This is a genomic window from Mesorhizobium sp. M8A.F.Ca.ET.165.01.1.1 (genome assembly GCF_004792065.1).
Classification (GTDB): domain Bacteria; phylum Pseudomonadota; class Alphaproteobacteria; order Rhizobiales; family Rhizobiaceae; genus Mesorhizobium.
In genome coordinates, this window is the sequence record NZ_SRTH01000018.1 from 58747 (window position 1) to 84481 (window position 25735).

The following is a 25735-nucleotide window of genomic DNA, read 5'->3' on the forward strand; positions in this document are numbered from 1 at the left end:
GGCTTCCGCGACGGTGACGTTCGGGGGCCTTTTTCTTTTGCGGTTTCAGTCTCCTATTGATGTCTTCTCCGACTTTCTGAACGCCTCATAAAGGTTGCCCAGATTATCGGAAATCCACGTCCCAAAGCGGCTGCCGTCCATCTCCTTCACGGCGATCGTGATGGCCTTGCCTGCCTTCTTGACGCTGACGCTGACTGATTTGTCCTCGGGGACCCAGGACTGTGCTTGGGACTTCACGGCTACCTTGCGAACCGGCTTCCCCTTCGCATTCAAGGCTGCTAGCAACCTTTCGAAGCGTTCGTTGCTCTCCAGCTCACCGAATTCTGGTTCGGACAAGATTGCATTAACGACTTCGGATTTCTTGCCGGCGAGCAGAGACAGCTCAACCCACCGCTCGCGCCCTACAGACGTAGCTGATCCAATCTTACCGATAACAGATGCCGGAATTCTGGTGACAACCGATACCATCTTCGAGACCGCAGCGGCGTTCGAGGCCAATGCTGACGAGATCACATCTCTGTCGTACCCCAAATCCTCAAGGCGCTTTGCGAACATCGCCTTCTCGATGAAACTGAGATTTGCCCGAGCGGAATTCTCCTGACCCTGGGCAATTACATGGGTCTTGTCGTCGATCTCCTTTACGACCGCCCTCACCTTCCGTCCCAGTTCGCGGGCGACTCGGACCCTGCGATGGCCGAAGACGATCATGTAGCGACCGTCTGAGCTCGGATGCGGACGGACAAGTATGGGAGAATCCTGCCCTCTCTCCCTAATCGCTTCCAGCAGCTCTTGATATTGTTCCTCGTCGCCGCCCATGCGGTCGGAAACGAACGAGCCATCGACTGCGCTTGGGTCGAGTTCGACGACATGCTCGCCCTCAAGATACGCATCCGCTTGCTTTGCCAACTCGTTGACTGAGCGGATCATCGATTTTGACGCGCCGCGGATCGGATATGCCGCAGCGGAGGCTGATGACGCCCGGTCGTCGATCTCCGCTTCTACCAGGCCTGCAAGAAGATTCTTACGTGCCATATTTTTTCCTCCAGATAGGGCGTAGTCCATTGAATACATTTGGCAAATATCCGCTTTTGTCAGCAGACAAAGTCAACGCCCCCATGCTTCATGAATCAAAGCTACGATTTCGCCATTTACGACGTCCAAGGCTTCCATTGCTCGCTCGTATGTGGAACGGGTCATCGCACTCTTTTCGACTTCGTAGAGGGTCTGCTTGGTAATCCCCGCATCGGAAATCGCCGTTGATTTCAGCATCTGATTCTTGAGAATGAATTCGCCGAACAGCGTATGCAGGAACGCCACCATCTGCGCTTGCGGCTGATCCGTGGGTTCGTATCGAGTAACAAGATAGCGATACCACTCCAGATTCACCTCCGCACCGGCCGCCCTGATCGGCTCCAGGATGTTCCCGAGCATCAGCAGAAACTGGCCCATGCTCATAACATCGAGCATTTGCGGATGGATCGTGATCAACACTGAGGTCGCCGCGGTCAGTGCGGTGATCGTCAGGTAGCCAAGCTGCGGCGGACAATCGATAACTATGACATCGTAGCGATCGTCGACCTCCATCAATGCCTTCGAGATGCGCGTGAAAAACGCCCTGCCCACATTCGAAGACTTGTCCGTCATTGCCAGAGGCGTGTCGTATTCGAATTCCTGCAGCTCTAGGTTCGCTGGGACGATGTCCAAGCCTGGGAAATTCGTCGGCTTGATGATTTCCGAGAGAGGCACCCTCTCGTCGTCATAACGAATCGCGTCGTAAAGCGATTTCGTCTGGTCGAGTTCAGGTTGGAACCCATGCAACGAAGAAAGCGATGCCTGCGGATCGAGGTCGACAGCTAGGACACGGTGCCCGGTAAGCGCAAGGTATTGGGCGAGGTGGGCAGCGGTAGTGGTCTTCCCGCTGCCCCCCTTGAAATTAACCACAGCCAAAATCTGAAGCTTCTCGCGCGGTCGCCGATGGGGAACATACATGCGGGCGTCGGATCGACCGTACTGGTCGAGATACTGGCGCAGCTCAAGCATCTGTTCAGCAGTGTACGAGCGTCTGCCCGACGTCGAGGTTTCAGGCACCGGTCCCTTTCCTTCGAGATGCAGTTTCTTCAGATGGCTCTGGGAAACCCCCAGATATGTGGCAACCTCCGCAAGCGAGAACGAACGAAGATTTTTCTTTGCGTGGGGAGGGAAGCGCTGCATCGAAAGCAGGTGCAACTTCTTCGATATCTGGTCGCCCTGATCGAGGATACTTTTCTCGAACAGCAGCGGGGTTTTCGTAGGAACGGGCGAACTCACGTTCATTCGATCGAGACTCTCTAAAAACGATTTTTGACGTAAAAGCGCCAAGCAACCGTCATTATGTCCGATTCGTTCGCCCGGGCAAGAAATTTAAAGTTAACAAAAGCTTAATGGTCTCAGGATAGGATCACATGATGTGATTCATGCACCTGAATATGCTACACAATTCGGCGATTTTGTCTGCGGACAAAGACTGCTTATCCCAAGCACAAATCCTGCTTACCCAAGCGTCCCGCGCAAATTCTTATCGGCTTCCTTAGGCGCCTAGCAAGTGATCGCGACACTGATCTTCTGACGAATATCTGCAGATCAAACTCGACCGCGCGCTGACCCGACATTGCAAAGCGGCATGTCATCTTTCGTCTCCCTTGAAGAAGCTAAGCCAAAGCGTTTCCAGCTGATAGCTCGTCGGAGGAGACGGCGCAGCGCTTCATCAGCCCGTGGCCGACGATAAACGCCAAGTGAGAGGACAGAATAATGGTGTCGAGTTCGCTCACCAAACGAAAATGTGACAGCGCTCGTTGCTAGACCCCTCGAAGATGGCTCCCGGACAGATGCCAAATCGCGTCTCGGCGAGACCACTTCGACGAAGGCCCACTCTAGCGAAGCCGGTGTCGAAGCCGGTGTCGCTTCTACTTCTCGATTCCAATCGAAACGCTAAGCTACCGTCGCGCAGCCGCCTCAAACGGGGGGAATGGCGCAGTGTCTTAACATCGTCGTCGGACAAGATGCCGACCAAAAACGCGCGACGATGGGAGGGGCAGCCACCGAATCCCGCGTGTTAAGCGCGTCGGCGCGCCACAGTTTTGCGTCTGATGCAGGTTCGAGAGCCCCAGGTCCATGGTGCTCGCTCAAAACAGATACGGTCTGTCCGCCCAAGCGAGCAGAACGGCGGCGTCCTGATCGGGTAGCCGCACCCGGCCCGTGCGCAGGCCTTCGGCGATCGCGTGACCGACATTCGGATCGACCCAGTGGCCGTGGGTCATCAGAAAGAACCAGGCGAAGGGCAGACCGATTTCGGTGTCGATCGCCTCGACCCGTTCCATCAGCCGGTCCACGGAGACGCCTTCGTCGGCGAGCAGCCGCTCAGTCGGCATTTTGAGGGGCCGCGGAATAAAACCGATCTCGCGCCGGCCGCGTTCCTCGAGGTCGTGGATGTCGAAGGTCCAGTGAGCAAAGATGCGGTCGGCGGCCGCACTCGATCGCTCCCAGGCAACAAAAAAGCGGCTTTCGCGCGGCACGAAATCGAACCAGTCGGGATTGGCGTCGAAAAACGCGATGTCGCGCGTGCCATATGGCCCGACCTCGCGAATGACCCGGTTTTCCAGTTCGGGCCGCAGCGCCTCGCGCAGTTCGCGTTCGATGCGCGTCCGGCGCGCCAAAAAACTGCGCATGTGGACGATGCCGCCGCCGGAACGGCCGCGCAGCCGGTAGACTGGCCCTGCGAGCTGTTGTGGCTCTACCGCGGAACCGCGCAAAACCCAGGTCGGCTCGAACAGTTCGTCGACGTTGCGGGGGCGATAGTCGGGATCGACCACCGCGCCGGCCAGAAACTCGATCTCGCGGCCGAGCGAGATCTGCACGAAGTCGGCGACGCCGGGACCGGTCGGGGCACGAAGGCGGTGGTGCCGCGCCATTCGGCGAATTTCTCCCCGCTCTGGCGATGCCGATTCCAGAAGGCGTGGAGGTCACCGCCGACCTCGGCCAGTTCATGCTCGAACCAGGCGCGATGGTCGCCCAGACGGGTGCCGTCGGCAGCGACAACGTCGTGAGGGTTGCACCAGTATGGATCGTCGATGTTCGCGACGGTGAAGACGAAGCCCGGAAAGGCCTTGTTCAGGGCAGGGGAGAGTTCGACGTCGGCCGACTGCGGCTCTAAACCCGCTAGCACGGTTTCGACGGAAGCGGGGGCGGGCAGGCGGACGGGTTTTTGCTCGGTCATTCTCGGGCTCCGGCCGGGGGGAAATCCCGCTTTTTTCGTCAAGGGAGACGCCGTGCGTCGTCGTCGGCGATCTTGGAGCGGCGATTCTGGCTGATCTGGGTCACGAAAACAACGCTCACGTCGCCGACCGCCGATGGGTGCGGAAGAGGGCGGCAACTTGTGCGACAAGCCTGAAACGACTATCTTGCACGCATTATGAGCAAGCATCTGGGTTCAGTACTGACGACGGTGAACGCGCCCTACAGTGATCAACTGGACGACGCGGCGCTGGCGCATTGCCTTGCTGATATCGAACTGGCCAAGCAGCATCCCGGTCATGTCAGCGCCTTTCTCGGCGAGATCCCTCTCGCCCAGCAAGTCGAGTTCGCAAACGCGCACCACATCGCGGTCAACGACCTGAAGGCTTTTGCCGCCAAGTTCTCTGCCTGGTCCGGCGAGAGCTACCCGCTCGCCGCGTAATGGCTGGACATGATAGCCGACGCCCGTCCGAATGGCGGCGGCTATTTCGCATCACTATCGACCTGATCGATCAGCTTCGCGAGAATGCCGGGGGCGATGACTTTGAATGGTCATTTGGTGGCGGAACGGCGATGATGATCCAGATCGGCCATCGCGAAAGCCATGACATCGATATCTTCCTCGCCGACCCTCAATTGCTCGGATTCATTGACCCCTCCAGAAGCCATCTGCACTTCGGAACGATGCCATCCGACTATCTGGGTGACGGGCTTCGGTTTCAGAAGTTCGCCTTCGAGGGAATTGGCGAAATCGACTTCATCGTTGCCGGAGCGCTAACAACGACGCCGTTCGAGACCCGTATGGTGGAAGGCAGGACGGTGCGTCTAGAAACGATTCCGGAAATTATCGCCAAGAAGGTCTATTTCCGGGGATCGGAAGCCAAACCGCGCGACATCTTCGACATCGCCGCCGCAGCCCGGTCGCAATTGGAGGAGGTCGTCAACGCTCTGCGTGCGCTCCCAGAACAAGTCGCTCGCACCAGACAACGGATGGAAAAGCTCAACCCGGAATTCGTCAGCCGCGCGATCGCGCAGCTGATGATCATGCCTGACTACGAAGCGTCGGCCGCCGACAGTCTGGACGCAGCGCTCGCTGTGCTCGATGAGGCGTTGTCGAGACCTCAAAGGACCTGACCGCCTCACCCAGCGGATCAACCCTGGGAGGGGAGGGGAGCTTTTCAGAGCCCGGACGCCTTGGTGAGATTGACCCGGAAGCGGTCACGCCGCCGCTGATATCTGCGCGTCATTTCGGCCGAAGCATGGCCAAGTTGCTTTTGCACATAGCGCTCATCGACTTCAGTCGAGGAGGCGAGGCCAGCGCGCAGCGAATGGCCGGAAAACAGCTTTCGGCGTTCGCCTTCCGGCAGGTCGCCGCGCACGCCGGCCGCCAGCGCGGTCCGCTTGACCAGGCGCGCAACCTCCTGGTCGTTGAGCCGATCGGCGCCGACCGCCTTGCCCTGGCCGGTGACGCGCCGGAACAGCGGTCCGTGCGCGATACCGGCGAGCTTGAGCCAGGTCTGCACCGCGACAACCGGGCAGGTGGCATCGGACGAGCCGCGCCCGACTTCGACCTCCCGCCAGCCGGTCTTGCCGCGAAGGGAAACGAGCATGCCCTTGTCGAGGATCTCGATCCAGCCGCGGCCGTCCTCGGTCCGGTCGCGGTCGATGTCCAAAGCCACGATCTCGGAGCGGCGCAGGCCGCCGGCAAAGCCGAGGAGCAGCATGGCGCGGTCGCGCAAGCCGCGTAAGGTTCCGCAGTCGAGCGTTTCCAGCATGGCGATCAGATCCTCGGGCAGGATCGCTTCCTTCTGGCGCGGCGGGGCGGCGTGCTTGTTGCGGGTGCCGGCCATCACGGTGGCGATGTGCCGATCCTTGCGATCAAGCGGCAGCCCGCGCTGCGCATAGTTCCACGAGAGTGAGGACAGGCGGCGTTCGATGGTGGAAACGGAGTTTGGTTTCGTGTCGCCGGTTACGGTCCCGGAGGCGCAGGCGGTAATATAGAGGGCGACGGTTTGCGGGTCCGGTGGCAACGGTTCAACCCCTTGCCGGCGGCACCAGCTCGAAAAATGCTTCCAGTCGGATGCATAGGCGCGACGCGTATTGGCGGAACTCGCCGCCTCGACATAACCACGCGCGCGATCGGCCAGCGCCGCGAGATGACCCGCAGGCGCGGAGTAGAAGCGGCCGGAAGAGAAGGGGAGGGGGCTTGAGCTTTCGCCTGCGGCTCTTCCGGCGCGCGCCCCATCTCGAGCACGACGTCGATGATGTCGGTGAGATCATCGGTGCCAGGCGCCGCGTTCTCCGCCGACGGCCGCGCGTCCGGAATGTCATCCGCCGGCGCCGTGCTGTAGAGCTGTCCGGAAGGTCGCGCGAGGTGGTTTTCGGGCTTTTGATCGACGTTTTGGGCCATTCTCAATATAAAGAGCAAAAAGAACGATAATGCAAGATTATCATTCGTTTGTTGTTGCCGACAAGCTGTGCGTTTTGATGCGAAATTGGATGGCATAAAGCGCACGGGCATTTTACCCTCGAAAGCATGATTCGCCTCGATCCCGCGACCGCCAGTTCCGCCGCGCTGGCGTCGCTCGACACGCTCGCGCGCGCTCAGCCGGCCTGGGTCGGCGCCTGGCGGCAGCGGCTGCCGCTCAACCCGCAAGGTGCTCGGGCTGCTTCAGTATCATCCAAAGGCGACGATCCTGATCGAGAATGTTGAACGTGTATGCGTCGACGCCCAGGAACGCCTTATCGAGGTCATCGAGACCGGCGTCTACCGGCGTCTCGGCGACAATGACAGGGGCCGCTTCGAAGGACGACTGATCCTGACATCGACCCAGCCGCTGGCGGAGCTCGCATCCACCGGGCAGCTGATCTCTGCGCTCGAGTCACGCCTCGCCCCCGGGTACGTCTTTCTTCCCAATCTGCGCGATCGCCTGGAAGACCTGCCGCTGCTCGCGGAACATTTCCTCCAGGCGCTGAGGAAGGATCGCCGCAGCCGCAAGCTGTCGGTCGACCATTCCGCCTATCGCGTTCTGATAACCTATGGCTGGCCGGAAAATATTCGCGAACTGCGCTCCGTGCTCGAGACCGCCGCCATCCGTTGCGAGGGCGACTGGATCAAGGCGGAACATCTGCCGGCCCTCGACGACGCCCATCTGGCCGAGCCGCATCCGACCGACGAGCGCGAGTGGATCCTCGACGCGCTGCAGCGCCATCGTTTCCGCCGCGGCGAGGCCACGCGCTATCTCGGCATCTCGAGAAAGACGCTCTACAACAAGATGTGCACTTATGGCCTGCCGCTTCAGCCAAGAGAATGCCCCTAAGCTGGGCGGCCGACACCGTCGTCGGTTGCGACCTCGCGCAGATTTATCCAAGTTGCACCTGCTTACCCGAACTCGGCCAGCTCTGGTGTCGTCCCTGCGCATCCAAGCTGGGGTCGTTTGCGGGAGAGGACGGAATCCTACGCTAAGGTTTTGGCCAGCGATATTCTCCGGTGAGGTTGATGTGCTCCCATCCCAGCGGGGAGACATGAGCCAGCAGATCGGGCGATAGCAGTTTCCCTCGCTTTCTGGCTGGCGACGACTTGCCTGCTTCATGGTGTTCCAGAATATGGCGATCGCGGCGAGCCGGTTCATGCCCGCGATGCGGTAGTGCTGGCCTTCGGCGGAACGGCGGAACGGTCGTGGATTTCGCCTCGCCGGTTGAAGCTGATGACACGTTTCAGCGCGTGAAGTGCCTCGCCCTTGTTGAGCCCGATCTGGGCGCGGCGTTGCAGATCGGCATCCAGAATCCAGTCGATCATGAACAGCGTCCGCTCGACGCGGCCGATCTCTCGCAAGGCCGTGGCCAGTTCGTTCGGCAGGGGATAGGAGGCGAGTTTCCGCAGGATTTGGGTTGGCGCGATGCTTCCGCCAGCAATAGCGGCGGCGATGCTCAGGACGTCGGGCCAGTTGCGCTCGATCCATGGCCTGCTTGATCTTTCCGCCGATCAAGGCTCGCAGGTGCGAACCATAGCCGAGAATGGCGCCCGCGGCAAAGACGTGATCGGTGAATCCGCTCGCGTCGGCGAACTGCTCGCGGATATGGCGACCGGCTTCGTTCATGAGCAGGCCGTCCGAGGATATAGGGCGCTTCGCTTGCCGTTGCAGGGATCACCAGGGTCGCGAACGGTGCGTATTAATCGGAGACGTGGCTACAAGCTTCATGGCCTGGTATACGCGTTGACCAAGATTCATGGCCTCGCACTGCTGTGTGGCGGTGAAGAACTGGCCGTCGCTCGAAGCCGAAGCGCCCATGCCACAGGACCGGGCCATCGGTAATGCTGCTTGCGCCTCGACCACCATGGCCAGCGCCGGTCGTAGGCTTCGCCTTCGACATGCCATCGTCCAATGCGAATCACTCCCCGAAGGTGTGGGTGTTCGTGGCGTCGGCCATCTTGCGCAGACCGAGGTTGATCCTTTCCGCAAGGATGACGTTCATCAACCCGATCCGGTCGGCGCAGGACGCTCCAGTGTGCGCAGATGCGTGAACGCTTCGGTGAAGCTGGTCGCCGCGTCCACTTCCAACAAGAGGTTGGTGATGCGTGTGGGCGGTATGTCCTTGTAGAGATCGAGAACCACATCCTCGGCGCCACCCGGCGCGGCCGCTTCGAGCTTCTGATATGCAGCGCGCCGTTTCGATCGAACCGCTAATCGTGCCGCGTGTGCTGCATGGCCCGGCTCTCGCAACCGCATTCGAGGCGAGCTTGCCGGTCCGCCATTCTCCGGCCGCAATGGCACAGCGAGACGCCCGCCTTCCGCCACGGCTTGCGCAGGAACGGGAGCCTGCTTCAGATCACCATAGCGCCGGGATTTGGCCAACCAGACATCTCCGGAGCGGAACGCATCGCGTAGATGGAACAGCACCGCGATCTCCCTGAGGTGGTGTCCACCGGCCGCCTGGGAACGAAGATGGCTATGCCACGAACTCGGCCGCAGGAAGGGGGTCAGCGCCGCGTCGTTCAAGCCGCTAAGCAAAGCCGATGGCTCGCAGTCCCTCGACCTGCAGCACGACGACAGGCCAATATCTATGAGGATCGCGCTTCCGGAGGCCGCGACGATCGGCCCGGACTGGCCGCCTGGCTCAAATCCCTGCGTGACGGCGATGTGCTGGTTGTTTGGAAGCTCGATCGCCTCGGGCGGTCGCTTGCCCACCTGGTCAACATCATGAAGGATCTGTCGGATCGCAATATCGGTCTGCGGGTGCTGACCGGGAAGGGCGCTCAGATCGACACCACGACGGCATCCGGCCCCATGGTGTTCGGTATTTTCGGCACCCTAGCCGAGTCCGAGCGGGATCTGATCCGCGAGCGCACCATGGCCGGCCTCGCCGCTGCGGACCGGGCGGCACTTCGGAGACGGAGGAAAGATCGGTCAAAAGCGGGATGGTTCTGAGAGTAATAGGAGAGTGCATTTTTTCACCTGCATAAGGTTACCCAATTCTACCCAAAACATTGTTCTGCGCCAATTGATACGGTGCGGCGTGGAGGCTAGATTTTTCCCATTCTGGACATCGACGTGCATACCCCTCCCACTGGAGCGGTATCAAGAAGGAGCTATTTCGAAATGGTCACCGAAAATTTGAACATTATCGTTCTTTCGGACCGCCCCCCAATGTCAGACTGGATCAAGCGCGGCGCCGCGCTGCTTGAAACCAAAGGTGTTACGACAACGATACTGCTAAGCAGCCAGTCGTGGCGGGACGATTTGCGTTCTTCTTTGCCTAGCGCTGATCTTATTCTAGTGTCTCCCTGGACGCGGCCTGACTTCTTTTTGGACCATGCGCTGCTGGACAGCGCGCCCCACCTAAAGGCCATCGGAGGGACCTTCGATTACCGCCTTTCCAGCTTTGTCTCGATTGACGCATTGACCGAGCGCGGCATCGTCTTGATCGACAGCTCGCGTTCTATGACGCCCAGCGTTGCAGAATTTGCATTGACGCAAACCCTCAATCTATTGCGCGACGTTCCGGCAGCGATCGCACTTATGCGAGCGGGCGGCTGGCCGCAAAGTTCGTGGGATGCCTTCGGGTACGTGTATGGTGATCTTGCTGGCAAGAAGATCGGGCTTGCTGGCTACGGCAGTATCAATAGGCGATATCATCAGCTAATCAGCGGTTTCGGTTGCCAGACTGCTGTTTACGACCCGATGCTCGACAAGTCCCGCGCGGGTCAGCTGGGATTGACCCACACCAATTCGCTTGAGGAACTCGCAGCAGCCTCCCAGGTCTTTGTCGTAGGCATTCCACCCTTCATATCGACGTTGGGCGCAGTCGGCAAGACAGTCTTCGACGCCCTTCCCGTCGGTGCCCTATTCATACTCGTGAGCTGCATGGCTGTCGTTGACGAGGCTGCGCTGTGGGATGCCGTTAACAACAGACGCCTTAAGGCAGCAGTCGATGTTTTCAGCGTTGAACCGGTGCCGCAGGACGCTTCATTCCGCTTCCATCCCAATGTACTGACGACTCCGCATATTGCTGGTGACGCGTTCTACTGTCATGAGCGCTGCTTCTATGATGCATGCCTTGATTGCCTTGCCGTTATCGAAGGACGCCCAAGACACTACGAAGCTACGCGGGCTGATGCGACCATGTACATGGGAGTAGATAGCTCGGGTCGCATTAAGTGAAGCCTTCTTTCGCTCGGTGCGCGCCGGAATGACCTTGCCGACTTCGGACAGGAGGCCCGTTGGTATGGATCGGAAGCAGCACGATTCTGTCACAGAGCGTGACGGGCTGGCGCTCTTCGTCGGAAAGGGCGGCGGCATCTGCCGCGACGCGATGGAAGGAGCACTGGGCACGTACCATTTAGTGCCTTCCTGACCGGGCTCTTTGGAGCCAGCTTCAAGCGAAGGCGCCAAGCGTGACGCCGTTAATCACAAACAGAGGAATTAGTACTACTGCGTCATAAATTGCGAGCCTGACGCGGACTGTCCATTGCCCTTATGCAGCACGGACATCGTTGCAGACGTTTGGCCAGGGCCACAGTCAGGCGTCGCCTGAGGGTTGGGATCGAGGTCGGGACGTGCCGCTCTGGCCGGATCGGAGGAGCCGCGGGGTCGATGACCGTCGGGAAGACCAGGTGTTTGGCGGCCCCGGGCGCGAGTTGCAGTTGAGGGGGGAATCGTCTCCCTCAGAGAGACCAAGAAGCCATAGGCGGCGATACAGAGGCTGGCGTGGTGGTGGAAGCCCCGCCACCCTCGGCCTTCGTAGTGGCCCAGTCCCAGTTCCTGCTTGAGTTCCTGATAGTCTCGCTCGATCCGCCAACGCAGCTTGGCGGCGTCGACCAACTGGGTGATCGCAGCGTCGGCCGGCAAGGGGGAGCATGAAAAAGTTGGGGGCGCCGTCCGCTATGGGTTAGCGTGGGCGCCATGTCTGATGATGGCGCATCTGGTGTTTACCGGTTGAAAGTGAGCTTGCGACGAATCTCGCCGATGATTTGTCGCAGGCTGCTGGTATCGGAAGAAATGACGCTCTTCGGTCTGCACCGAACAATCCAGATCGCCTTCGGCTGGGAGGATTATCATCTGCACGCTTTCAAGCTGCATGGCAGGCATTATGGCACAACGCGGACAGGCGAGCGCCACCGGGACGGGGTAGGTAAAGGAGGTCACGCTCACGGATCTTCAACTGCGTGTGCGCCAGCGCATTCGATACGAGTATGATTTCGGCGATCTGTGTGGGAACACGAGATCCGTGTTGAGGCCAAGCTTGAGCGAGAGCCGGGCAAGGTCTACCCGATCTGCATCGCTGGCGCGCGCGCCGGCCCGCCCGAAGATATTGGTGGCCCAAGAGGCTATGACGTGCTCCTCCACCGGTTCCGCTTCGGCGACATCGATCCGCTGCATCGTCGAGATGAAGAATATTTCGACGAGGAGCTAGAGGACGATGATCCACTGCGCGCCTTCGAAGCGGGTCGCTTCAGCCGGCGCGAGGTGAATGCGGCTCTGAAACGCGAACTTTCGAGGTTCACAAGGGGCTGACTGCGTGTTTCGGGTGATGGCGGGCAGTGATTTCGGAGGATGATGGGCGCGCCTTTCGCGCGATGATGGGCAGCATTTTTGCGGGATTGTAGGCGGGTCTGGTCGGCAGACTAACGATAGAAGCCCCTTCTGGAATGAGGGAGGGGCGAGATGCCGACGGAACGACTGACCATGCGCCGAATACGGGATGTTTTGCGATTGAAGTTTGGCCAGGGGCTGAGCGAGCGGGCGATTGCCGCCTCTCTCGGTCTCGGCAAGGGAAGCGTCGGCGCCTATGTCCTGCGGGCGCGGCAGGCCGGACCGGGCTGGCCCTTGCCGGGCGGTCTTGATGACGACGGTCTGGAGCTCCTTCTGTTTCCGGCGTCGCCGACGGTGCCAGATCCGCATCGCCCGATCCCGGATTGGGCAATGATCGATCGAGAACTGCGGCGCCCCGGGGTAACCCGGATGCTGTTGTGGGAAGAATACCGGGCGGCCCATCCCACCGGCTTTGCCTATACCTGGTTCTGCGTCCATTTCGATGCCTGGAAGGGCCGCGTCCGCCCGACGATGCGGCAGACGCATGTGGGTGGCGAGAAGGTTTTCCTCGACTTCGCCGGGGACACGATCGACGTGATCGACCCGGTGACCGGCGAGGCGCGGGCTATGAAGCTGTTCGTTGCGGCGATGGGAGCCTCGAACCACACCTATGCCGAGGCCCTCGCGACCGAGGGGCTGGAGGACTGGATCGGCGCCCATGTCCGGATGTTCGCCTTCCTCGGCGGCGTACCGAAGGTGGTGGTCCCTGACAATCTCAAGGCGGCGGTGGTCAAGGCCGACCGCTTCGATCCCGGGCTGAACCGCACCTATGCCGAGATGGCGGCGCATTACGGAACTGCGATCCTACCCGCCCGACCACGTCGGCCCAAGGATAAAGCCAAGGTCGAGGTTGCGGTCCAGGTGGCTCAGCGCTGGATCCTCGCCCGGCTGCGCAATCGCCAGTTCTTCTCGCTGACCGAACTGAACGCGGCGATCCGGCGGCTGCTGGACGAGTTGAACATGCGCGTCATGCGCGGCTACGGCGCCAGCCGCGCTGATCTCTTCGCCACGCTGGATCGGCCGCATCTGCAACCGCTGCCTGGGGCCCCCTATGTGTTTGCGCGCTGGAAGCGCTGCCGCGTCGCACCTGATTACCACGTCGAGGTAGACAGTTCGTGGTATTCCGTCCCCTTCGGTCTGATCCGGCAGGAGGTGGATGTCCGGGTCTGCGGGGCCATCGTCGAGATATTCCATGGCGGCCGCCGGGTGGCCAGCCATCCCCGCTGCCCCGGACGGCGCAGTCATGTAACGCTGCCCGAGCACATGCCCTCGGCGCATCGGCGTCATGCCGAATGGACCCCGGCCCGGGTACTGGCGACAGCCGCAAGACTTGGCCCGTCCGTCATGGCCTTCTGCGAGGCGGTGATGGCTGATCGTCCTCACCCGGAGCAAGGATTCCGCACCTGCCTTGGTGTTCTGGCCCTGACCAGGAGCTATGATGTGGCGCGCCTCGATGCCGCCTGCCGGCGGGGGCTGTCGATCCGCGCGCGCTCCGTCGCTTCGATCCGCTCGATCCTTCAGACCGGTCTCGACCGGGCCTTCCTGGACGAGGCCCCCGAGGAGCGCCCTCTGCAACATGCCAATATCCGTGGCTAAGGTTACTATCATTAAAAGGAGACTGACCCTTGCTGACTCACCCCACCTCCGAGCAACTGATGACGCTCGGCCTGACCGGCATGGCCAAGGCGCTGGATGAACAGCGTCAGGCCCAGACCACCTTCGAGCCGCTCGGCTTCGAAGACCGGCTCGGCCTCCTGGTCGACCGTGAAGCCGCGGACCGCGACGCCAAGCGCCTGGTCGCTCGGTTGAAGTTCGCAGCCCTCCGGCAGTCGGCCTGCGTCGAGGATCTCGATTTGCGCACCGCGCGCGGCATTGACCGCGCCGTTATGGCCCATCTGATCGACGGCAGCTGGATCCAGCGCCACGAGAACCTACTCATCACCGGCCCGACCGGCCTCGGCAAAAGCTGGATCGCCTGCGCGCTCGGCCACAAGGCCTGCCGCGATGGCCGCTCCGCCGCCTACCATCGCATGCCGCGCCTGTTCGAGGCGCTCGCCATCGCCAGGGGCGACGGGCGGCATGCCCGCATGCTCAAGGCCATCGCCCGCGTGGAGGTGCTGATCCTGGACGATTGGGGGCTATCGGTCCTGACCGCCACGGAACGACGCGACCTGCTGGAAATCCTCGAAGATCGCCATGAACGCGGCTCGACTGTTGTCACCAGCCAGTTGCCCGTCGATCACTGGCACGAAGCCATCGGCGACCCGACCCTCGCCGATGCCATCCTCGACCGGCTCGTCCACAATGCCCACCGCCTCAACCTCTCAGGTGAAAGCCTGCGGCGGCGCGGGGCAATCACGAAAACACTTGACCAAACCGGCCAGGCCTGACTCCATGCAAGCGTCGACCAGCCTTGCCCGCGACCGCGAAATGGCTGCCCACGATGGCGTGAAACACGTGCCCGAGATCGCGTGAAATCGCCGCCCACATTCCGCGAAATGCGCAGGCTGACCTCAACAGGTTGGCATGCTTCCCTCTCCAGCAGACAAGGAGGGATGTGGATGCGCTTTGCCATTCAACTCATGATCGACGGCGGCGACGCAGCAGGCGAAACGCAAGAGATTATCGGCTTCGACCGAACAGACGGTGCGCTGTTGATCGAGGAGCTCGGCTTGACCTGGAAGAAGCGAAGAAGGCCCTTGCTGCACTCCAGATCCGTGTTGACTTCGGCCCCGGCAACTCAAGGACAAGCGAACAATCACCGTGCGCACGTGCTTTGGCAAGCTCGCGCTGCCGAGCCTACGATATCGATGCTGCCGATGTCACGAGGTACCCGGCGCTGTCGCGCCTGTCGTGGCCGCTCTACCTGAACGCGTCACACCTGATCTGCTTGCGCTCGAGGCGCGTTGGGCCTCGCTTGCGGCCTACGGCGCAACTGCCGCTCTGCTGGCAGACGTATTGCCTATCCCGTGAACGCGTCGACGATCAGGAACGACGCAATGCCCGTCGCCGTGCGTCTCGAAGCCGAGCTCGGCCCCGAGCAGGCCATGTTCGCGAGTGGATGCCAGGCCGAATGGAACAAGATGCCGATCCCCGGACCACCGGTGACGATCGGCATCGATGGAGGCTACGTGCGTAGTTGGACCGACAGACCGACAAACTTCCAGGTGATCGTCGGCAAGTCCGTGCCCGAAGAAGGACCTGCACGGCGATTTGGCTTTGTGGCGGGGCACGACGAAAAACCGAAGCGCCGCCTGCACGAACTTCTCATCGATCAGGGCATCGCTATGAACCAGGAGGTGACCTTCATGTCGGATGGCGCCTGCAATTTGCGAGACCTCCAATATTACATGCGCCCCAACGCGGAACACGTTCTCGACTATTTCCACATCACCATGCGCATCACAGTGCTCCAACAGATGGCCCGCGGCCTGCCTCCGCCGCTCAGCGCCGCAGCGCCCGCAGCCGTCGCAACGCTCGAAAGCGTGAAACATCATCTTTGGCATGGTAACGTCGGCAGAGCACTCATCCTTGTTGAGGACTTCACCGATGGGTTTGATCTCATCGCCGATCCGCCGCCAGAGGTTCGCAAGCTGCGCCGGTATCTGTTGGAATTCAACCGCTACATCGAAAAAAACGCCGATCTCATCCCGAATTACGCCGAACGGCACCGCTATGGCGAAGTGGTGTCGACGGCTTTCGTCGAGTCAACGGTCAACCAGGTGATCGCCAAGCGTTTCGCCAAGAAACAACAGATGCAATGGACGCCGCGTAGTGTTCATCTGCTCATGCAATTGCGAACCCGCGTGCTCGACGGCACTCTCGAAAACGATTTCAAGCGCTGGCGCACGGAACGGCGGTCTTCAACGAACGAGGCGAAAATGGCGGCGTGACTCCCCCAGCTCTTTCATGCTCCCTCTGCTCCGGCACTACACTCTCGATCCAATTGACCGGTTGGAATGTGAGGTGCGTCGCCGCACGCATAATAAACTGGGCTTCGCCGTCCAGCTTTGCGTCATGCGTCATACTGGCCGTCTGTTGGGAGAAGACGAGCAGCCTCATGCGACGGTCATCCGCTACTTGGCCGACCAGCTCGGAGGAGACTCGCAGGATTACGCCGTCTACGCGCGTCGAGTGCAGACACGTTTCGAGCACAGCCGCTTCCTGACCGAACATCTCGGCCTACACATGGCCAACAAGAAAGACCGGCGTGCAGCACTTTTGGCTGCTATCGACGCAGCGGCTGCCGGGGACAAGGGGTAAACGACGCGACGGATCCGGACTGTCTTTGGCATCGTGGAGGTGCGCAATCCTCGTTGGATGCTGTGTCGGGATTGTTACCCAGGCATGGTCGTTGCCTTTGCGCCGCTGCGGGAGATCTGCCCGGATCGAGCGACATCCGAGCTGATGGAACTGACGGCGCGGCTGGGGAGCATGATGCCGTACCGGCAGGCTGCCAGAGTGCTTGCCGAATTCCTGCCCGTTGAGCCGACCGAGACGCACGCCACCGTGCGCAAGCGAACCATCAGGATTGGCGAACGGCTCGACGATCAGGTTGCTGAGGAAGAATTTCACGCAAGGGCGCAAACCGCCGAACGGCGCCAGCTTGAAATGCAGCTTCCCGGCGATCGACGCAAAGAGTTCGTCATCAGCATCGATACTGCGCATGTTCGCAGCGCCGATTCCAATTCAGCGCGCAACTTCGAGCTCGTTGTGGCCCGATGCGGCCGCGGCGGGCGGGGCGAAGACGGCGGTCGCTATTTCGTGACCAGCAGCACCGACCAACGGGCAATCCTGGATCGCGCCCTTCATGCCCTTCGGGAAGTAGGCTACCGCGGCTTTGGCGATGTGACGGTGATTTCGGACGGCGCCGAGATCCTGAAGCGGCTACCCCGCGCAATGCCGAAGCCGACGGCCCACATTATCGACTGGTTCCACATCGCCATGAAGGTCCAGCCGATGCAGCAGATCGCCGATCATATGGCTCGATCCCGATCGGGTCTCTCTGAAGCGCTTCCCGCAATCGACCGTGACATCAGAGCGGTGAAGTGGCGCCTGTGGCATGGGCGGGCCGATCGCGCGATCACCGATCTGGAGCAACTCTTGGGAGGGTGAAGGCTTCGCAAGGAGGCAGCGAGTTCTCCATCGTCTGACTTCAAAGCCTCGGCTTGCAGCTCCTGACCTATATCCGTTCGAACCGCGGCGCGATCGTCAACTATGGCAAGGGCTACCAAGCCGGGCTTCGCTTCGCAACGACTCTGGCTGAATCGGCGGTGAATTCACTTGTCGGCAAGCGGATGGTCAAGAAGCAGGAGATGCGGTGGTCGCTCCACGGTGCTCACATGCTCATGCAGGTCAGGACGGCAGATTTCAACGGCGAGCTTCGCAATCGATTGCGGGCGCCCTTCCGACAGCCAGAGTCGAAGGTGCCACCACTATTCAAGCCCAAACCGCCTATCTTGCGCGCCGCCTAACCCCAGAGAAGTTACCGGTCTCGTTGAGCGAAGTGGGCGCAATCTCACGTTTAACTGCAGTGCGACAGGCCAGGCAAAACAGCCGTCGGAAAGCCGCTTTGTGAATAGGCAGAACCCCTGGTCGTCATGAGCCAAAATTTTTATGATATGACCCTTGCGGCCACGGAAGCAGAAGATCGCGCCCGTGTGAGGATTGAGCGCGAGCACCTGTTGCACCATCCGCGCCAGGCTGTTGATCCCGCGGCGCATGTCGGTGGCGCCGCAGCACAGGTAAATCCGGTCGGTCGGCACCACCGTGATCACCTGGTCAACTCCGACAGGACGATGCGCAGCGCTGTCGGATCGACGGTCCCGTCGATCCGCAATCGCGCGCCGTTCGGAAAGGCCACGACGATCCTGCCGGCCGGGTCAGGGCAATCGGCAACGGGGCGTTCGACCTCGGGCAGATCATTCACCTCGATCCGCGCGAAGGTCGCCATCGCCTGGTCGACATCGAGCTCGCCGCCGGCCATCTGCTTGCGCCACGCATAGAGCTGTGACGCAGCCACGCCGAACGCTTGCGCGACCTCGGTCACCGACGACCCCGCCGCGCTCGCAAGGTCGACCAGCGCCCGCTTCTCCGCGCAACTCCACAGCCTCCGTTGCCGCGCACGGCCGGGCATCGCTGCACCATCTTCAGACGCCGCGGCGCCGCTGATCTCGGCGACCACATCGCCCTCTGCATGTTCCAATGTCATGGCGCGAAAGCTCCATGTTCATCGGCCCATTGCAAGGTGCCTTGATGAAACGCTTACAATTGAAGATTAGCAGTGCCCGCCGGAGCATCGGATTCATTTCGGCGTGCGATCAATCGTGTCTGATGTGGCGCATGCCCATAGGTTTCACGATATACCTTTGAGAAGTGTGACGCCGAAACAAAACCGCACGCTATCGCAATTTCCACGACCGAAATGCTCGAACTGACAAGAAGCAGATGCGCGCGTTCAAGGCGAAGCTCAAGGTAGTAGCGGCTGGGCGATCGCCCTAACTCGCGTTCGAAGAGCCGTTCAACCTGGCGGCGCGAGAGGCAAGCTGTCGCTGCCAGCACCTTGACGTGTACTGGATTGCCTACCGTCGCCTCCATATGGTTGATGACTTTGATCACCGCCCTATGATTCGAGCGCACACGCGAATGAATGGGAAGGCGCTGACGTTCACCGGCGGAACGGGTTCTGTAGGCGACGGCCTTTTCGCGGATCCGATTGGCGACCATGATTCCGTGATCCCGCTCGACCAATCGCAGGAACATATCGAAGGGGGCATCCCCACCCGAGCAGGTATGCAAGTCCCCATCTTGCTCAAACGTCGTCTGAGCTGCCGTCACGTTCGGGAACTGCTCGGAAAAAAGGGGGTAGTGTTCCCAATGAACGGCGCAACGGCGGCCTTCAGCCAGCCCCGCACGTGCAAGAACCATGGTGCCGCTGCTGATTCCCAGAAGCCACATGCGGTGGTAGCGACATTCTCTTAGCCAAGCATCAAGCTGTATGTTCGAGGCAGGAAAAGCACGACAGCCACCCACCACGACGACCGATGCCGAATTTGGCTCGTAGGACTTTTGACGCTCGAATGCCAATGCGGTGTCCGCACCGACGACGACTCGGCAACTGGAGCTCACAGGCTGTCCGTCGTTGGATACAACTTGCCAGCCATAATCATCTTGCTCAACCACCTCATTCGCGAGCTTCAAAACCTCGACCGCGCTAGAGAATGCCTGCAGTGAAAAGGCAGGCAGCAGGTAAAAGCTAAACGTGCGGCGAGGGGTCTGTACACGCGCCATCAAAACCCTATTCGCAATTGGCTGAACTTAGCGCTTCGCAATCGGCACGAGGTCGCGCTCCGGCGCGCCGGTGTAGAGCTGGCGCGGGCGGCCCGATCTTCTGATGCGGATCCTCGATCATTTCCTTCCACTGCGCGATCCAGCCGACGGTGCGGGCGCCGCGAACAGCACGGTGAACATGGTGGTGGGGAAGCCCAACGCCTTCAGCGTGATGCCGGAATAGAAGTCGACATTCGGATAGAGCTTCTTCTCGATGAAATAGGGATCGGTCAGCGCGATCTTTTCCAGTTCCATGGCGATGTCGAGCAGCGGATCGTCCTTGATGCCGAGTTCGCCCAGCACCTCATGCGCCGTCTTCTGCATGATCTTGGCACGCGGATCGTAATTCTTGTAGACGCGGTGGCCAAAGCCCATCAGCCGGAACGGATCGTTCTTGTCCTTGGCGCGGGCGATGAATTCCGGGATGTGGTCGACATGGCCGATCTCGCCCAGCATGTTCAAGGCCGCCTCGTTGGCGCCGCCATGGGCCGGTCCCCACAAACAGGCGATGCCGGCGGCGATGCAGGCAAACGGATTGGCGCCCGACGAGCCGGCGAGGCGGACGGTCGAGGTTGAGGCGTTCTGCTCGTGATCGGCGTGCAGGATGAAGATGCGCTCCATGGCACGCGCCAGCACCGGGTTGATCTTGTATTCCTCGCACGGCACGGCGAAGCACATATGCAGGAAGTTTGCCGCGAAGCCGAGATCATTCTTCGGGTAAATGAAGGGTTGGCCGATGTGGTACTTGTAGGCCATGGCCGCGATCGTCGGCATCTTGGCGATCAGCCGCATCGAGGCGACCATGCGCTGGTAGGGGTCCGAGATATCAGTGGAGTCGTGATAGAAGGCCGACAGCGCGCCGACCACGCCGCACATCACCGCCATCGGGTGCGCGTCGCGGCGGAAGGTGAAGAAGCGCGACATCTGCTCATGCACCATTGTGTGGCGCGTCACGCGGTAATCGAAATCGTCCTTCTGCGCCTTGGTCGGCAATTCGCCGTAGAGCAGGAGATAGCAGACTTCGAGGAAGTCGCCGTGTTCGGCCAGCTGGTCGATCGGATAGCCGCGGTGGAGAAGAATACCGGCATCGCCGTCGATGAAGGTGATCTCGGACTCGCAGCTTGCCGTCGAAGTAAAGCCGGGGTCGTAAGTGAAGGCGCCGGTGGCGCAATAGAGCGCACCGATGTCGATGACGTCCGGTCCTGTCGTGCCGCGACAGATGTCGAGGGCGTGCCTCTGTCCATCTATCTCAAGAACCGCGCCTCCGAATTGCTGAACTGCGCGCAAGGGTATCGCTCTCTCGGATTCAGGCGCTGCGGACCCGGCGGATGCGGGCGTCACAAAGCGTTTGCTGACGTTCGCGGTCGTCATGCCGCGAACTGGTTCATGGTGTTGTGGGCGCCACCGGCCTTTAGGGCCGCGTAACCAGTAAAATACTCCTTGTGGTCGTCGCCCAGATCGGACCCGGCCATGCTCTGGTGCTTCACGCAAGCAATGCCCTGGCGGATTTCGCTGCGCTGAACGTTGGCTACGCAACCCAACATCCCCTGTTCGCCGAAGTATTCCTTGGCGAGATTGTCAGTCGATAAGGCGGCGGTGTGGTAGGTAGGCAAGGTGATCAGGTGATGGAAGATGCCCGCCCGCGCCGCTGCGTCGCGCTGGAAGGTCCGGATCCTCTCGTCCGCCTCGAGGGCGAGTTCCGAGCTGTCATATTCCGCGCTCATCAGTTTTGCGCGATTGTAGCTGGTGACATCCTTGTCTTCTGAAAGCCAGGCGTCAAAAACCTGCTGGCGGAAGTTAAGCGTCCAGTTGAAGGACGGCGAGTTGTTGTAGACGAGTTTCGCGTTGGGAATGACCTCTCGGATGCGGTCCACCATTCCTGCGATCTGTTCGATATGCGGCTTCTCGGTTTCGATCCAAAGCAGGTCGGCGCCGTTCTGCAGAGCATTGATGCTGTCCAGAATGCATCTGTCCTCGCCCGTACCTGCCCGGAACTGGAAGAGGTTTGAACGAAGCCGCTTGGGACGCAGGACCTTCGAGCCCCGGGCGATGAGAACATCCCCGTTTGAAATCTCGCCGTTTCCAACCTCTTCGCAATCGAGGAAGGAGTTGTAGATGTCATCGATGTCGCCTTCCGCCGCGCTGAAGGCGATCTGCTTGGTGAGGCCTGCGCCGAGAGGGTCGGTCCTCGCAACGATAACTCCGTCGTCGATCCCAAGCTCGAGGAAGGCGTATCGGCAGGCCCGGATCTTGGCGACAAAATCTTCGTGCGGGACGGTAACCTTGCCGTCCTGATGGCCGCACTGTTTCTCGTCTGACACCTGGTTTTCGATCTGGAGGGCGCATGCCCCGGCTTCGATTATTTTCTTGGCCAGAAGGTAGGTCGCCTCCGCATTGCCAAAGCCTGCATCAATGTCCGCGATTACCGGAACAACATGGGTTTGATAATTATCTATCGAGGCAAGCAGCTGGCGCTGCAGTGGTGCGTCGCCAGTCTGCTTTGCTTTGTCCAGCTCTCGAAAAATCATGCCGAGCTCGCGGGCATCGGCCTGCCGCAAGAAGGTGTAGAGCTCCTCGATCAACGCGGGGACGCTGGTCTTCTCGTGCATGGACTGGTCCGGCAGCGGGCCGAACTCGGAGCGAAGGGCTGCGACCATCCAGCCCGAGAGGTAGAGGTAGCGACGATCGGTCGTGCCGAAATGCTTCTTTATCGAAATAACCTTCTGCTGTCCGATGAACCCGTGCCAGCACCCAAGCGACTGGGTATATTGGCTTGGATCCTCGTCATACGCGGCCATGTCTTTTCGCATGATGTCCGCGGTCCACTTGGCGATGTCGAGCCCGTTCCGCAACCGGTTCTGCAACCGCATGCGCGCGACGGCCTCTCCCGAAATGCCTTGCCAATTCTTGTTGGGGCTAATTGCTTTGGCCGCCTCCTCGACGGTGGTCAGGTATGACATTGCTCGGGCCTTTAATGATGCGAATTCGGCTAAGTACGGCGGAAAGCAGGCTGGGCCGAGAGGGGAAATTGTCATGTTGTAAGACTTACAACCATTCTGTGTAATTATGTAAAGCTGTGTGCGGCCCTGAGGTTTTCCGCTTGGCAAACAGAGTCGAAGGTACCACCACTATTCAAGCCCAAACCGCCTCTCCTGCGCGCCGCCTAACCCCAGAGAAGTTACCGGTCTCATTGAGACTCGGGGGCATTGAATCTCATGATTAGGTGCAGCGGTTGAGCGAAGTGGGCGCAATCTCACGTTTAACGGCTCTGCCTCAAAGTGTGTGGCGAAGTGGCAGCATTCTTGCCCGAAGCAATTCGGCGCCAGCACGTCCGTACATCGCTCGTTTGAGTGTCTTCAGGCGATTGATCTGGCCCTACCGGACAATCAGCGATGTGCGCCCGCAAAGCCGCTCGCTCGCTATGATGCCTAGAGGGCGCTCGCGAGCGGCTTTGCCACCTTTGTCATGTAACCACCTGCTGGGGCATGATCGGAAAAACGCGCGATACAATCGAGAACAATCGAGTGACGCAACGGCATTGTTCTTTTGGGAACATTCTTGGGTGACGCAATCGAAATGCCGCCGCCCATCCGGGACGCTCAGTGAAGTTGCTTAACGATTGAGATAATTGCTTCTACAGTATCCACGCGGCCTGCAGCGGAGTACGTATCCGTCGCAGCCCACTTGACCATCACTAGATTTTCCATCGGATTTACCATAAGCAATTGACCGCTGTTTCCGAGCGCGTAAAAGGTGCTTTCCGCTCCGAGCATGGGTTCGGACATCACCTCCCCCCGCGCCTCTCGGTCATTCTGCCACCATGAATCGAGCCACCAATAGTAACCGTATGGACTCTTAGATTCGATGGACGGCAGACTGGGAGTTGTCGCTTCGCGCATGTAGCCATCAGGTAGTGTGTTGGTGCCATCTGGTAGCACGCCGTTGTGCAGCAAATAAAGTCCCATTCGACCATAGTCACGCAAAGTCGCTCCAAACCCGGACTCGCCGTAGGTAAACCCACCCTCTTTTGCGACAAGCCAATAACCGTCGCTCTCCATGCCGAAGGGCTTCCAGACTCGCTCGGAAAGGTAACATGTAAATTGTTTCCCCGCCGCACGCTCCACGACAATCGCCATAACCGTGGAATCAGCCGAAGAATACTTGAAGTGTGAGCCAGGCTGGATTTCTTCGCCCGTCCGCGAACCCACATGCACTAATAATGGCAGCAAGGCGCGTGGCCGATCCTCACAGACGCACTCTAGCATGTCGGTAAGGTCCGACTTATCATCATAGATTTCCCAAAAAGGAACACCGCTCAGCCCCTGCGCTAAGTGGCGGAGAGATACTTTCCCCCAGAGGGTATCTTTGAATTCTGGTACATAAGTCTCCACGACGTCATCCAAGCTACTGATATAGCCATCTTTGAGTGCGAGACCTAACATTACTGATGTCATGGATTTGGCCATGGATCGAGAGTCGCCGAGGTCACGGTCCGAATAGCCATTCCCGTATCGTTCAAAGACGATATGGCCATTCTTGATCACCAACAGGCCCGAAATCCTCGCACGCTGAAAGAAGTCATCGACGTTGTAGGTGACGTCTCCTACGCGATAATTGAAAGTGATGTTCTCGTCGCGAGGCAGTGGATGTGGCTGCCCACCCGCTTCAATCGTGCGGCTAGGAAACAGTTTTTGCATAGACCGGTGGTTAGTACTCTTTTCCTCTGGGCTCCAAAAAAGTTGCACCGACAAATTTGGCTTATGGTCGGTAGACGGACTTACCACGTTCGTGCCTTTCTGAGCACCAACATCCTTAACGGGACCCTCGGTTGAAGCGACATCGGACCCCGACTTTTCGCTCACTCTCATAATTTCAATCCTTTCCCGGCTCGCAGAAAAAACGTCTGCATCAGAAGTCGGAGAGTTGCTAGGACTCGGCTCTCAAACGACCTTTGTCGGGACAACATTTCACGGGCCCTTCCTGGTGTCCACACTATTATTGATAAAAGAGATTATAATTTCTGATTTTTGAGAATATTCGTTGCCGACGAGTCAAACCTGATGCCGCAGGGGATCAGGTCCGGTCACTCTCTGCGGTTTTGGCCCCGTCGGTGTGCCGTCCAGAATTATCTGTCTCTGTCCAGAATTAAGCCGGGCTTCGGAGGTCGTGTCGGCGCTCGTGCAGAAACTTGAGCACATCGCTGCCGCACCGCTCCGGAGCGGACTATCCTACCATGGCTGGCGATCGGTAGATCCCGCCTTTGGTCATCAATGCCCACACGATGCGCGCTGTCTTGTTGGCTAGGGCGACGATCACCAGCATGGGTGGCTTGCGCTCAAGCATCCGCGAGAGCCAAGGATCCCCCGTCGATCCCTTCCGCATAGCCCATCGCACGGTGGCGCTCGCCCCAATGATCAACAGCCGACGCAGGGTTCGCTCGCCCATCCGAGATGTCTCGCCAAGCTTCTGCTTGCCGCCGGTGGAACGTTGTAGCGGGGTGAGCCCCAGCCAAGCTGCGAAGTCCCGCCCTTTTTGAAGATGGAGGCCGAAGGAGCCAATGCTGCCAGAGCTGTCGCAGTGATCGGTCCTATGCCGGGAATGGTCATCAACCGCTTGGCTTCCGCATCCTCCTTGGCGCGCCGGGCAATCTCGCGATCGAGTACAGCCACCCTCTCATCCAGCGACCGAAGTTGCTCAACGAGCAGAGACAAGATCGGGCGTGCGGGTTCGAGTATAGTGGAATCCGCACCCTCAATCGCAGCGACAAGCTTGGCGACGTGGAAGAGGCCCTGCGCAGCCACAAGTCCAAACTCGGCAAGATGGCCCCGTATCGCGTTGATCGTCTGAACCGCATGGTCGGCCGCTGTGCAGCTTCACAGATCGCTTCAGCATCGGCCGCATCGTTCTTCTCTGGTTGCGCCCTTGATGCAAGAAGCCTTCCAACCTGATGTGCCGGTGATCGAGTGCGTTCTTCTCTCAGGCTTTTCGTTGCGGCCTTTCAAGAAGCGCGGGCCGGTATGGTGATCTGCGGATCGGGTCCAAAT

The 25735-nt window shown here is 60.0% G+C and carries 18 protein-coding genes and 8 pseudogenes; 14 read left to right on the plus strand and 12 right to left on the minus strand.

Annotated features, from left to right (window positions below; genetic code table 11):
• Nucleotides 1-45: 45 nt before the first annotated feature.
• From repB to EN808_RS30685, 3 genes and pseudogenes are all read right to left on the minus strand, one after another.
• Nucleotides 46-1032: a plasmid partitioning protein RepB gene (gene repB / locus EN808_RS30675; protein WP_128315466.1), complete on the minus strand. Its 987-nt coding sequence runs from the start codon at nt 1030-1032 to the stop codon at nt 46-48.
• Nucleotides 1033-1104: 72 nt separating this feature from the next.
• On the minus strand, nt 1105-2313 hold the full coding sequence (repA, locus tag EN808_RS30680; protein ID WP_135917789.1) for a plasmid partitioning protein RepA: 1209 nt from the start codon (nt 2311-2313) through the stop codon (nt 1105-1107).
• A gap of 848 nt (nt 2314-3161) precedes the next feature.
• Nucleotides 3162-4252 (minus strand): annotated as a pseudogene (locus EN808_RS30685) (hypothetical protein).
• A 195-nt stretch (nt 4253-4447) separates the two neighbouring features.
• Here EN808_RS30685 and EN808_RS30690 point away from each other — a divergent pair.
• Nucleotides 4448-4711 carry a hypothetical protein gene (locus tag EN808_RS30690; RefSeq protein ID WP_135917790.1) on the plus strand — a complete coding sequence of 88 codons (264 nt, stop codon included), beginning with the start codon at nt 4448-4450 and terminating at the stop codon, nt 4709-4711.
• Nucleotides 4711-5403 (plus strand): nucleotidyl transferase AbiEii/AbiGii toxin family protein, encoded by a 693-nt coding sequence (locus EN808_RS30695; RefSeq protein ID WP_135917791.1) that lies wholly within the window; start codon nt 4711-4713, stop codon nt 5401-5403. The genes EN808_RS30690 and EN808_RS30695 overlap by 1 nt, the downstream gene beginning before the upstream one ends.
• 44 nt (nt 5404-5447) lie before the next feature.
• Here EN808_RS30695 and EN808_RS30700 read toward each other — a convergent pair.
• Nucleotides 5448-6514, minus strand: a pseudogene (locus EN808_RS30700) (site-specific integrase).
• Between EN808_RS30700 and EN808_RS36535 the strand changes: the two are divergent.
• Both EN808_RS36535 and EN808_RS30710 read left to right on the plus strand, forming a co-directional pair.
• A complete protein-coding gene (locus EN808_RS36535) occupies nt 6476-6709 on the plus strand; it encodes a hypothetical protein (RefSeq protein ID WP_189524201.1) in 234 nt (77 codons plus the stop codon). The pseudogene EN808_RS30700 and the gene EN808_RS36535 overlap by 39 nt on opposite strands.
• A gap of 217 nt (nt 6710-6926) precedes the next feature.
• A complete protein-coding gene (locus EN808_RS30710; RefSeq protein ID WP_245525158.1) occupies nt 6927-7589 on the plus strand; it encodes a helix-turn-helix domain-containing protein in 663 nt (220 codons plus the stop codon).
• A 142-nt stretch (nt 7590-7731) separates the two neighbouring features.
• On the opposite strand, the pseudogene EN808_RS30715 reads toward EN808_RS30710, so the two are convergent.
• A pseudogene (locus tag EN808_RS30715) lies at nt 7732-9191 on the minus strand (Tn3 family transposase); the annotation flags it as partial.
• A gap of 115 nt (nt 9192-9306) precedes the next feature.
• Between EN808_RS30715 and EN808_RS30720 the strand changes: the two are divergent.
• Together EN808_RS30720 and EN808_RS30725 are read left to right on the plus strand one after the other, a co-directional pair.
• Nucleotides 9307-9641: pseudogene (locus EN808_RS30720) on the plus strand (recombinase family protein); the annotation flags it as partial.
• Nucleotides 9642-9869: 228 nt separating this feature from the next.
• Nucleotides 9870-10931, plus strand: coding sequence for an NAD(P)-dependent oxidoreductase (locus EN808_RS30725; RefSeq protein WP_135917792.1), 1062 nt, complete (start codon nt 9870-9872; stop codon nt 10929-10931).
• A gap of 267 nt (nt 10932-11198) precedes the next feature.
• Here EN808_RS30725 and EN808_RS37305 read toward each other — a convergent pair.
• Nucleotides 11199-11594 (minus strand): annotated as a pseudogene (locus tag EN808_RS37305) (transposase); the annotation flags it as partial.
• A gap of 141 nt (nt 11595-11735) precedes the next feature.
• On the opposite strand from EN808_RS37305, the pseudogene EN808_RS37310 reads away from it, so the two are divergent.
• The 8 genes and pseudogenes from EN808_RS37310 (at nt 11736) to EN808_RS30775 (ending at nt 17836) form a co-directional block, all read left to right on the plus strand.
• Nucleotides 11736-12284 (plus strand): annotated as a pseudogene (locus EN808_RS37310) (plasmid pRiA4b ORF-3 family protein).
• 150 nt (nt 12285-12434) lie between these two features.
• On the plus strand, nt 12435-13958 hold the full coding sequence (istA, locus tag EN808_RS30745; protein WP_135917795.1) for an IS21 family transposase: 1524 nt from the start codon (nt 12435-12437) through the stop codon (nt 13956-13958).
• A 29-nt stretch (nt 13959-13987) separates the two neighbouring features.
• Nucleotides 13988-14752, plus strand: coding sequence for an IS21-like element helper ATPase IstB (gene istB / locus EN808_RS30750; protein ID WP_189524198.1), 765 nt, complete (start codon nt 13988-13990; stop codon nt 14750-14752).
• 171 nt (nt 14753-14923) lie between these two features.
• A complete protein-coding gene (locus EN808_RS30755) occupies nt 14924-15232 on the plus strand; it encodes a hypothetical protein (RefSeq protein WP_135917796.1) in 309 nt (102 codons plus the stop codon).
• Between the two features lie 129 nt (nt 15233-15361).
• Nucleotides 15362-16255 (plus strand): ISKra4 family transposase, encoded by an 894-nt coding sequence (locus EN808_RS30760; RefSeq protein WP_135917797.1) that lies wholly within the window; start codon nt 15362-15364, stop codon nt 16253-16255.
• 16 nt (nt 16256-16271) lie between these two features.
• Nucleotides 16272-16625 (plus strand): DUF4158 domain-containing protein, encoded by a 354-nt coding sequence (locus tag EN808_RS30765; protein WP_210235471.1) that lies wholly within the window; start codon nt 16272-16274, stop codon nt 16623-16625.
• Between the two features lie 84 nt (nt 16626-16709).
• Complete coding sequence (locus EN808_RS30770) at nt 16710-17477, plus strand: hypothetical protein (protein ID WP_135917798.1); 768 nt, start codon at nt 16710-16712, stop codon at nt 17475-17477.
• A 53-nt stretch (nt 17478-17530) separates the two neighbouring features.
• Entirely contained in the window at nt 17531-17836 is a 306-nt protein-coding gene (locus tag EN808_RS30775; RefSeq protein ID WP_135917799.1) for a hypothetical protein, read from the plus strand.
• 299 nt (nt 17837-18135) lie between these two features.
• On the opposite strand, the gene EN808_RS30785 is transcribed toward EN808_RS30775, so the two are convergent.
• From EN808_RS30785 to EN808_RS30810, 6 genes and pseudogenes are all read right to left on the minus strand, one after another.
• Complete coding sequence (locus tag EN808_RS30785; RefSeq protein WP_135917800.1) at nt 18136-18573, minus strand: transposase; 438 nt, start codon at nt 18571-18573, stop codon at nt 18136-18138.
• A 53-nt stretch (nt 18574-18626) separates the two neighbouring features.
• The gene (locus EN808_RS30790) at nt 18627-19652 is read right to left on the minus strand and encodes a GlxA family transcriptional regulator (protein ID WP_135917801.1); all 1026 of its coding nucleotides are present in this window, start codon (nt 19650-19652) and stop codon (nt 18627-18629) included.
• A gap of 27 nt (nt 19653-19679) precedes the next feature.
• Nucleotides 19680-20939 (minus strand): annotated as a pseudogene (gene gltA / locus EN808_RS30795) (citrate synthase).
• 119 nt (nt 20940-21058) lie between these two features.
• A complete protein-coding gene (locus EN808_RS30800; protein ID WP_135917802.1) occupies nt 21059-22651 on the minus strand; it encodes an isocitrate lyase in 1593 nt (530 codons plus the stop codon).
• Between the two features lie 639 nt (nt 22652-23290).
• Nucleotides 23291-24553, minus strand: coding sequence for a serine hydrolase (locus EN808_RS30805; RefSeq protein WP_210235473.1), 1263 nt, complete (start codon nt 24551-24553; stop codon nt 23291-23293).
• Nucleotides 24554-24914: 361 nt separating this feature from the next.
• Nucleotides 24915-25608: pseudogene (locus EN808_RS30810) on the minus strand (IS110 family transposase); the annotation flags it as partial.
• Between the last annotated feature and the right edge of the window lie 127 nt (nt 25609-25735).

Excerpts from the sequence above, each read along its gene's own strand:
- EN808_RS30785 (WP_135917800.1), bottom strand. The coding sequence starts at position 18,573 with ATGACATTGGAACATGCAGAGGGCGATGTGGTCGCCGAGATCAGCGGC.
- EN808_RS30695 (WP_135917791.1), top strand. The coding sequence starts at position 4,711 with ATGGCTGGACATGATAGCCGACGCCCGTCCGAATGGCGGCGGCTATTT.
- EN808_RS30765 (WP_210235471.1), top strand. The coding sequence starts at position 16,272 with ATGCTCCCTCTGCTCCGGCACTACACTCTCGATCCAATTGACCGGTTG.
- EN808_RS30690 (WP_135917790.1), top strand. The coding sequence starts at position 4,448 with ATGAGCAAGCATCTGGGTTCAGTACTGACGACGGTGAACGCGCCCTAC.
- EN808_RS30760 (WP_135917797.1), top strand. The coding sequence starts at position 15,362 with ATGCCCGTCGCCGTGCGTCTCGAAGCCGAGCTCGGCCCCGAGCAGGCC.
- repB (WP_128315466.1), bottom strand. The coding sequence starts at position 1,032 with ATGGCACGTAAGAATCTTCTTGCAGGCCTGGTAGAAGCGGAGATCGAC.
- EN808_RS30800 (WP_135917802.1), bottom strand. The coding sequence starts at position 22,651 with ATGTCATACCTGACCACCGTCGAGGAGGCGGCCAAAGCAATTAGCCCC.
- istA (WP_135917795.1), top strand. The coding sequence starts at position 12,435 with ATGCCGACGGAACGACTGACCATGCGCCGAATACGGGATGTTTTGCGA.
- EN808_RS30770 (WP_135917798.1), top strand. The coding sequence starts at position 16,710 with ATGGTCGTTGCCTTTGCGCCGCTGCGGGAGATCTGCCCGGATCGAGCG.
- EN808_RS30725 (WP_135917792.1), top strand. The coding sequence starts at position 9,870 with ATGGTCACCGAAAATTTGAACATTATCGTTCTTTCGGACCGCCCCCCA.
- EN808_RS30755 (WP_135917796.1), top strand. The coding sequence starts at position 14,924 with ATGCGCTTTGCCATTCAACTCATGATCGACGGCGGCGACGCAGCAGGC.
- EN808_RS30790 (WP_135917801.1), bottom strand. The coding sequence starts at position 19,652 with ATGGCGCGTGTACAGACCCCTCGCCGCACGTTTAGCTTTTACCTGCTG.
- repA (WP_135917789.1), bottom strand. The coding sequence starts at position 2,313 with ATGAACGTGAGTTCGCCCGTTCCTACGAAAACCCCGCTGCTGTTCGAG.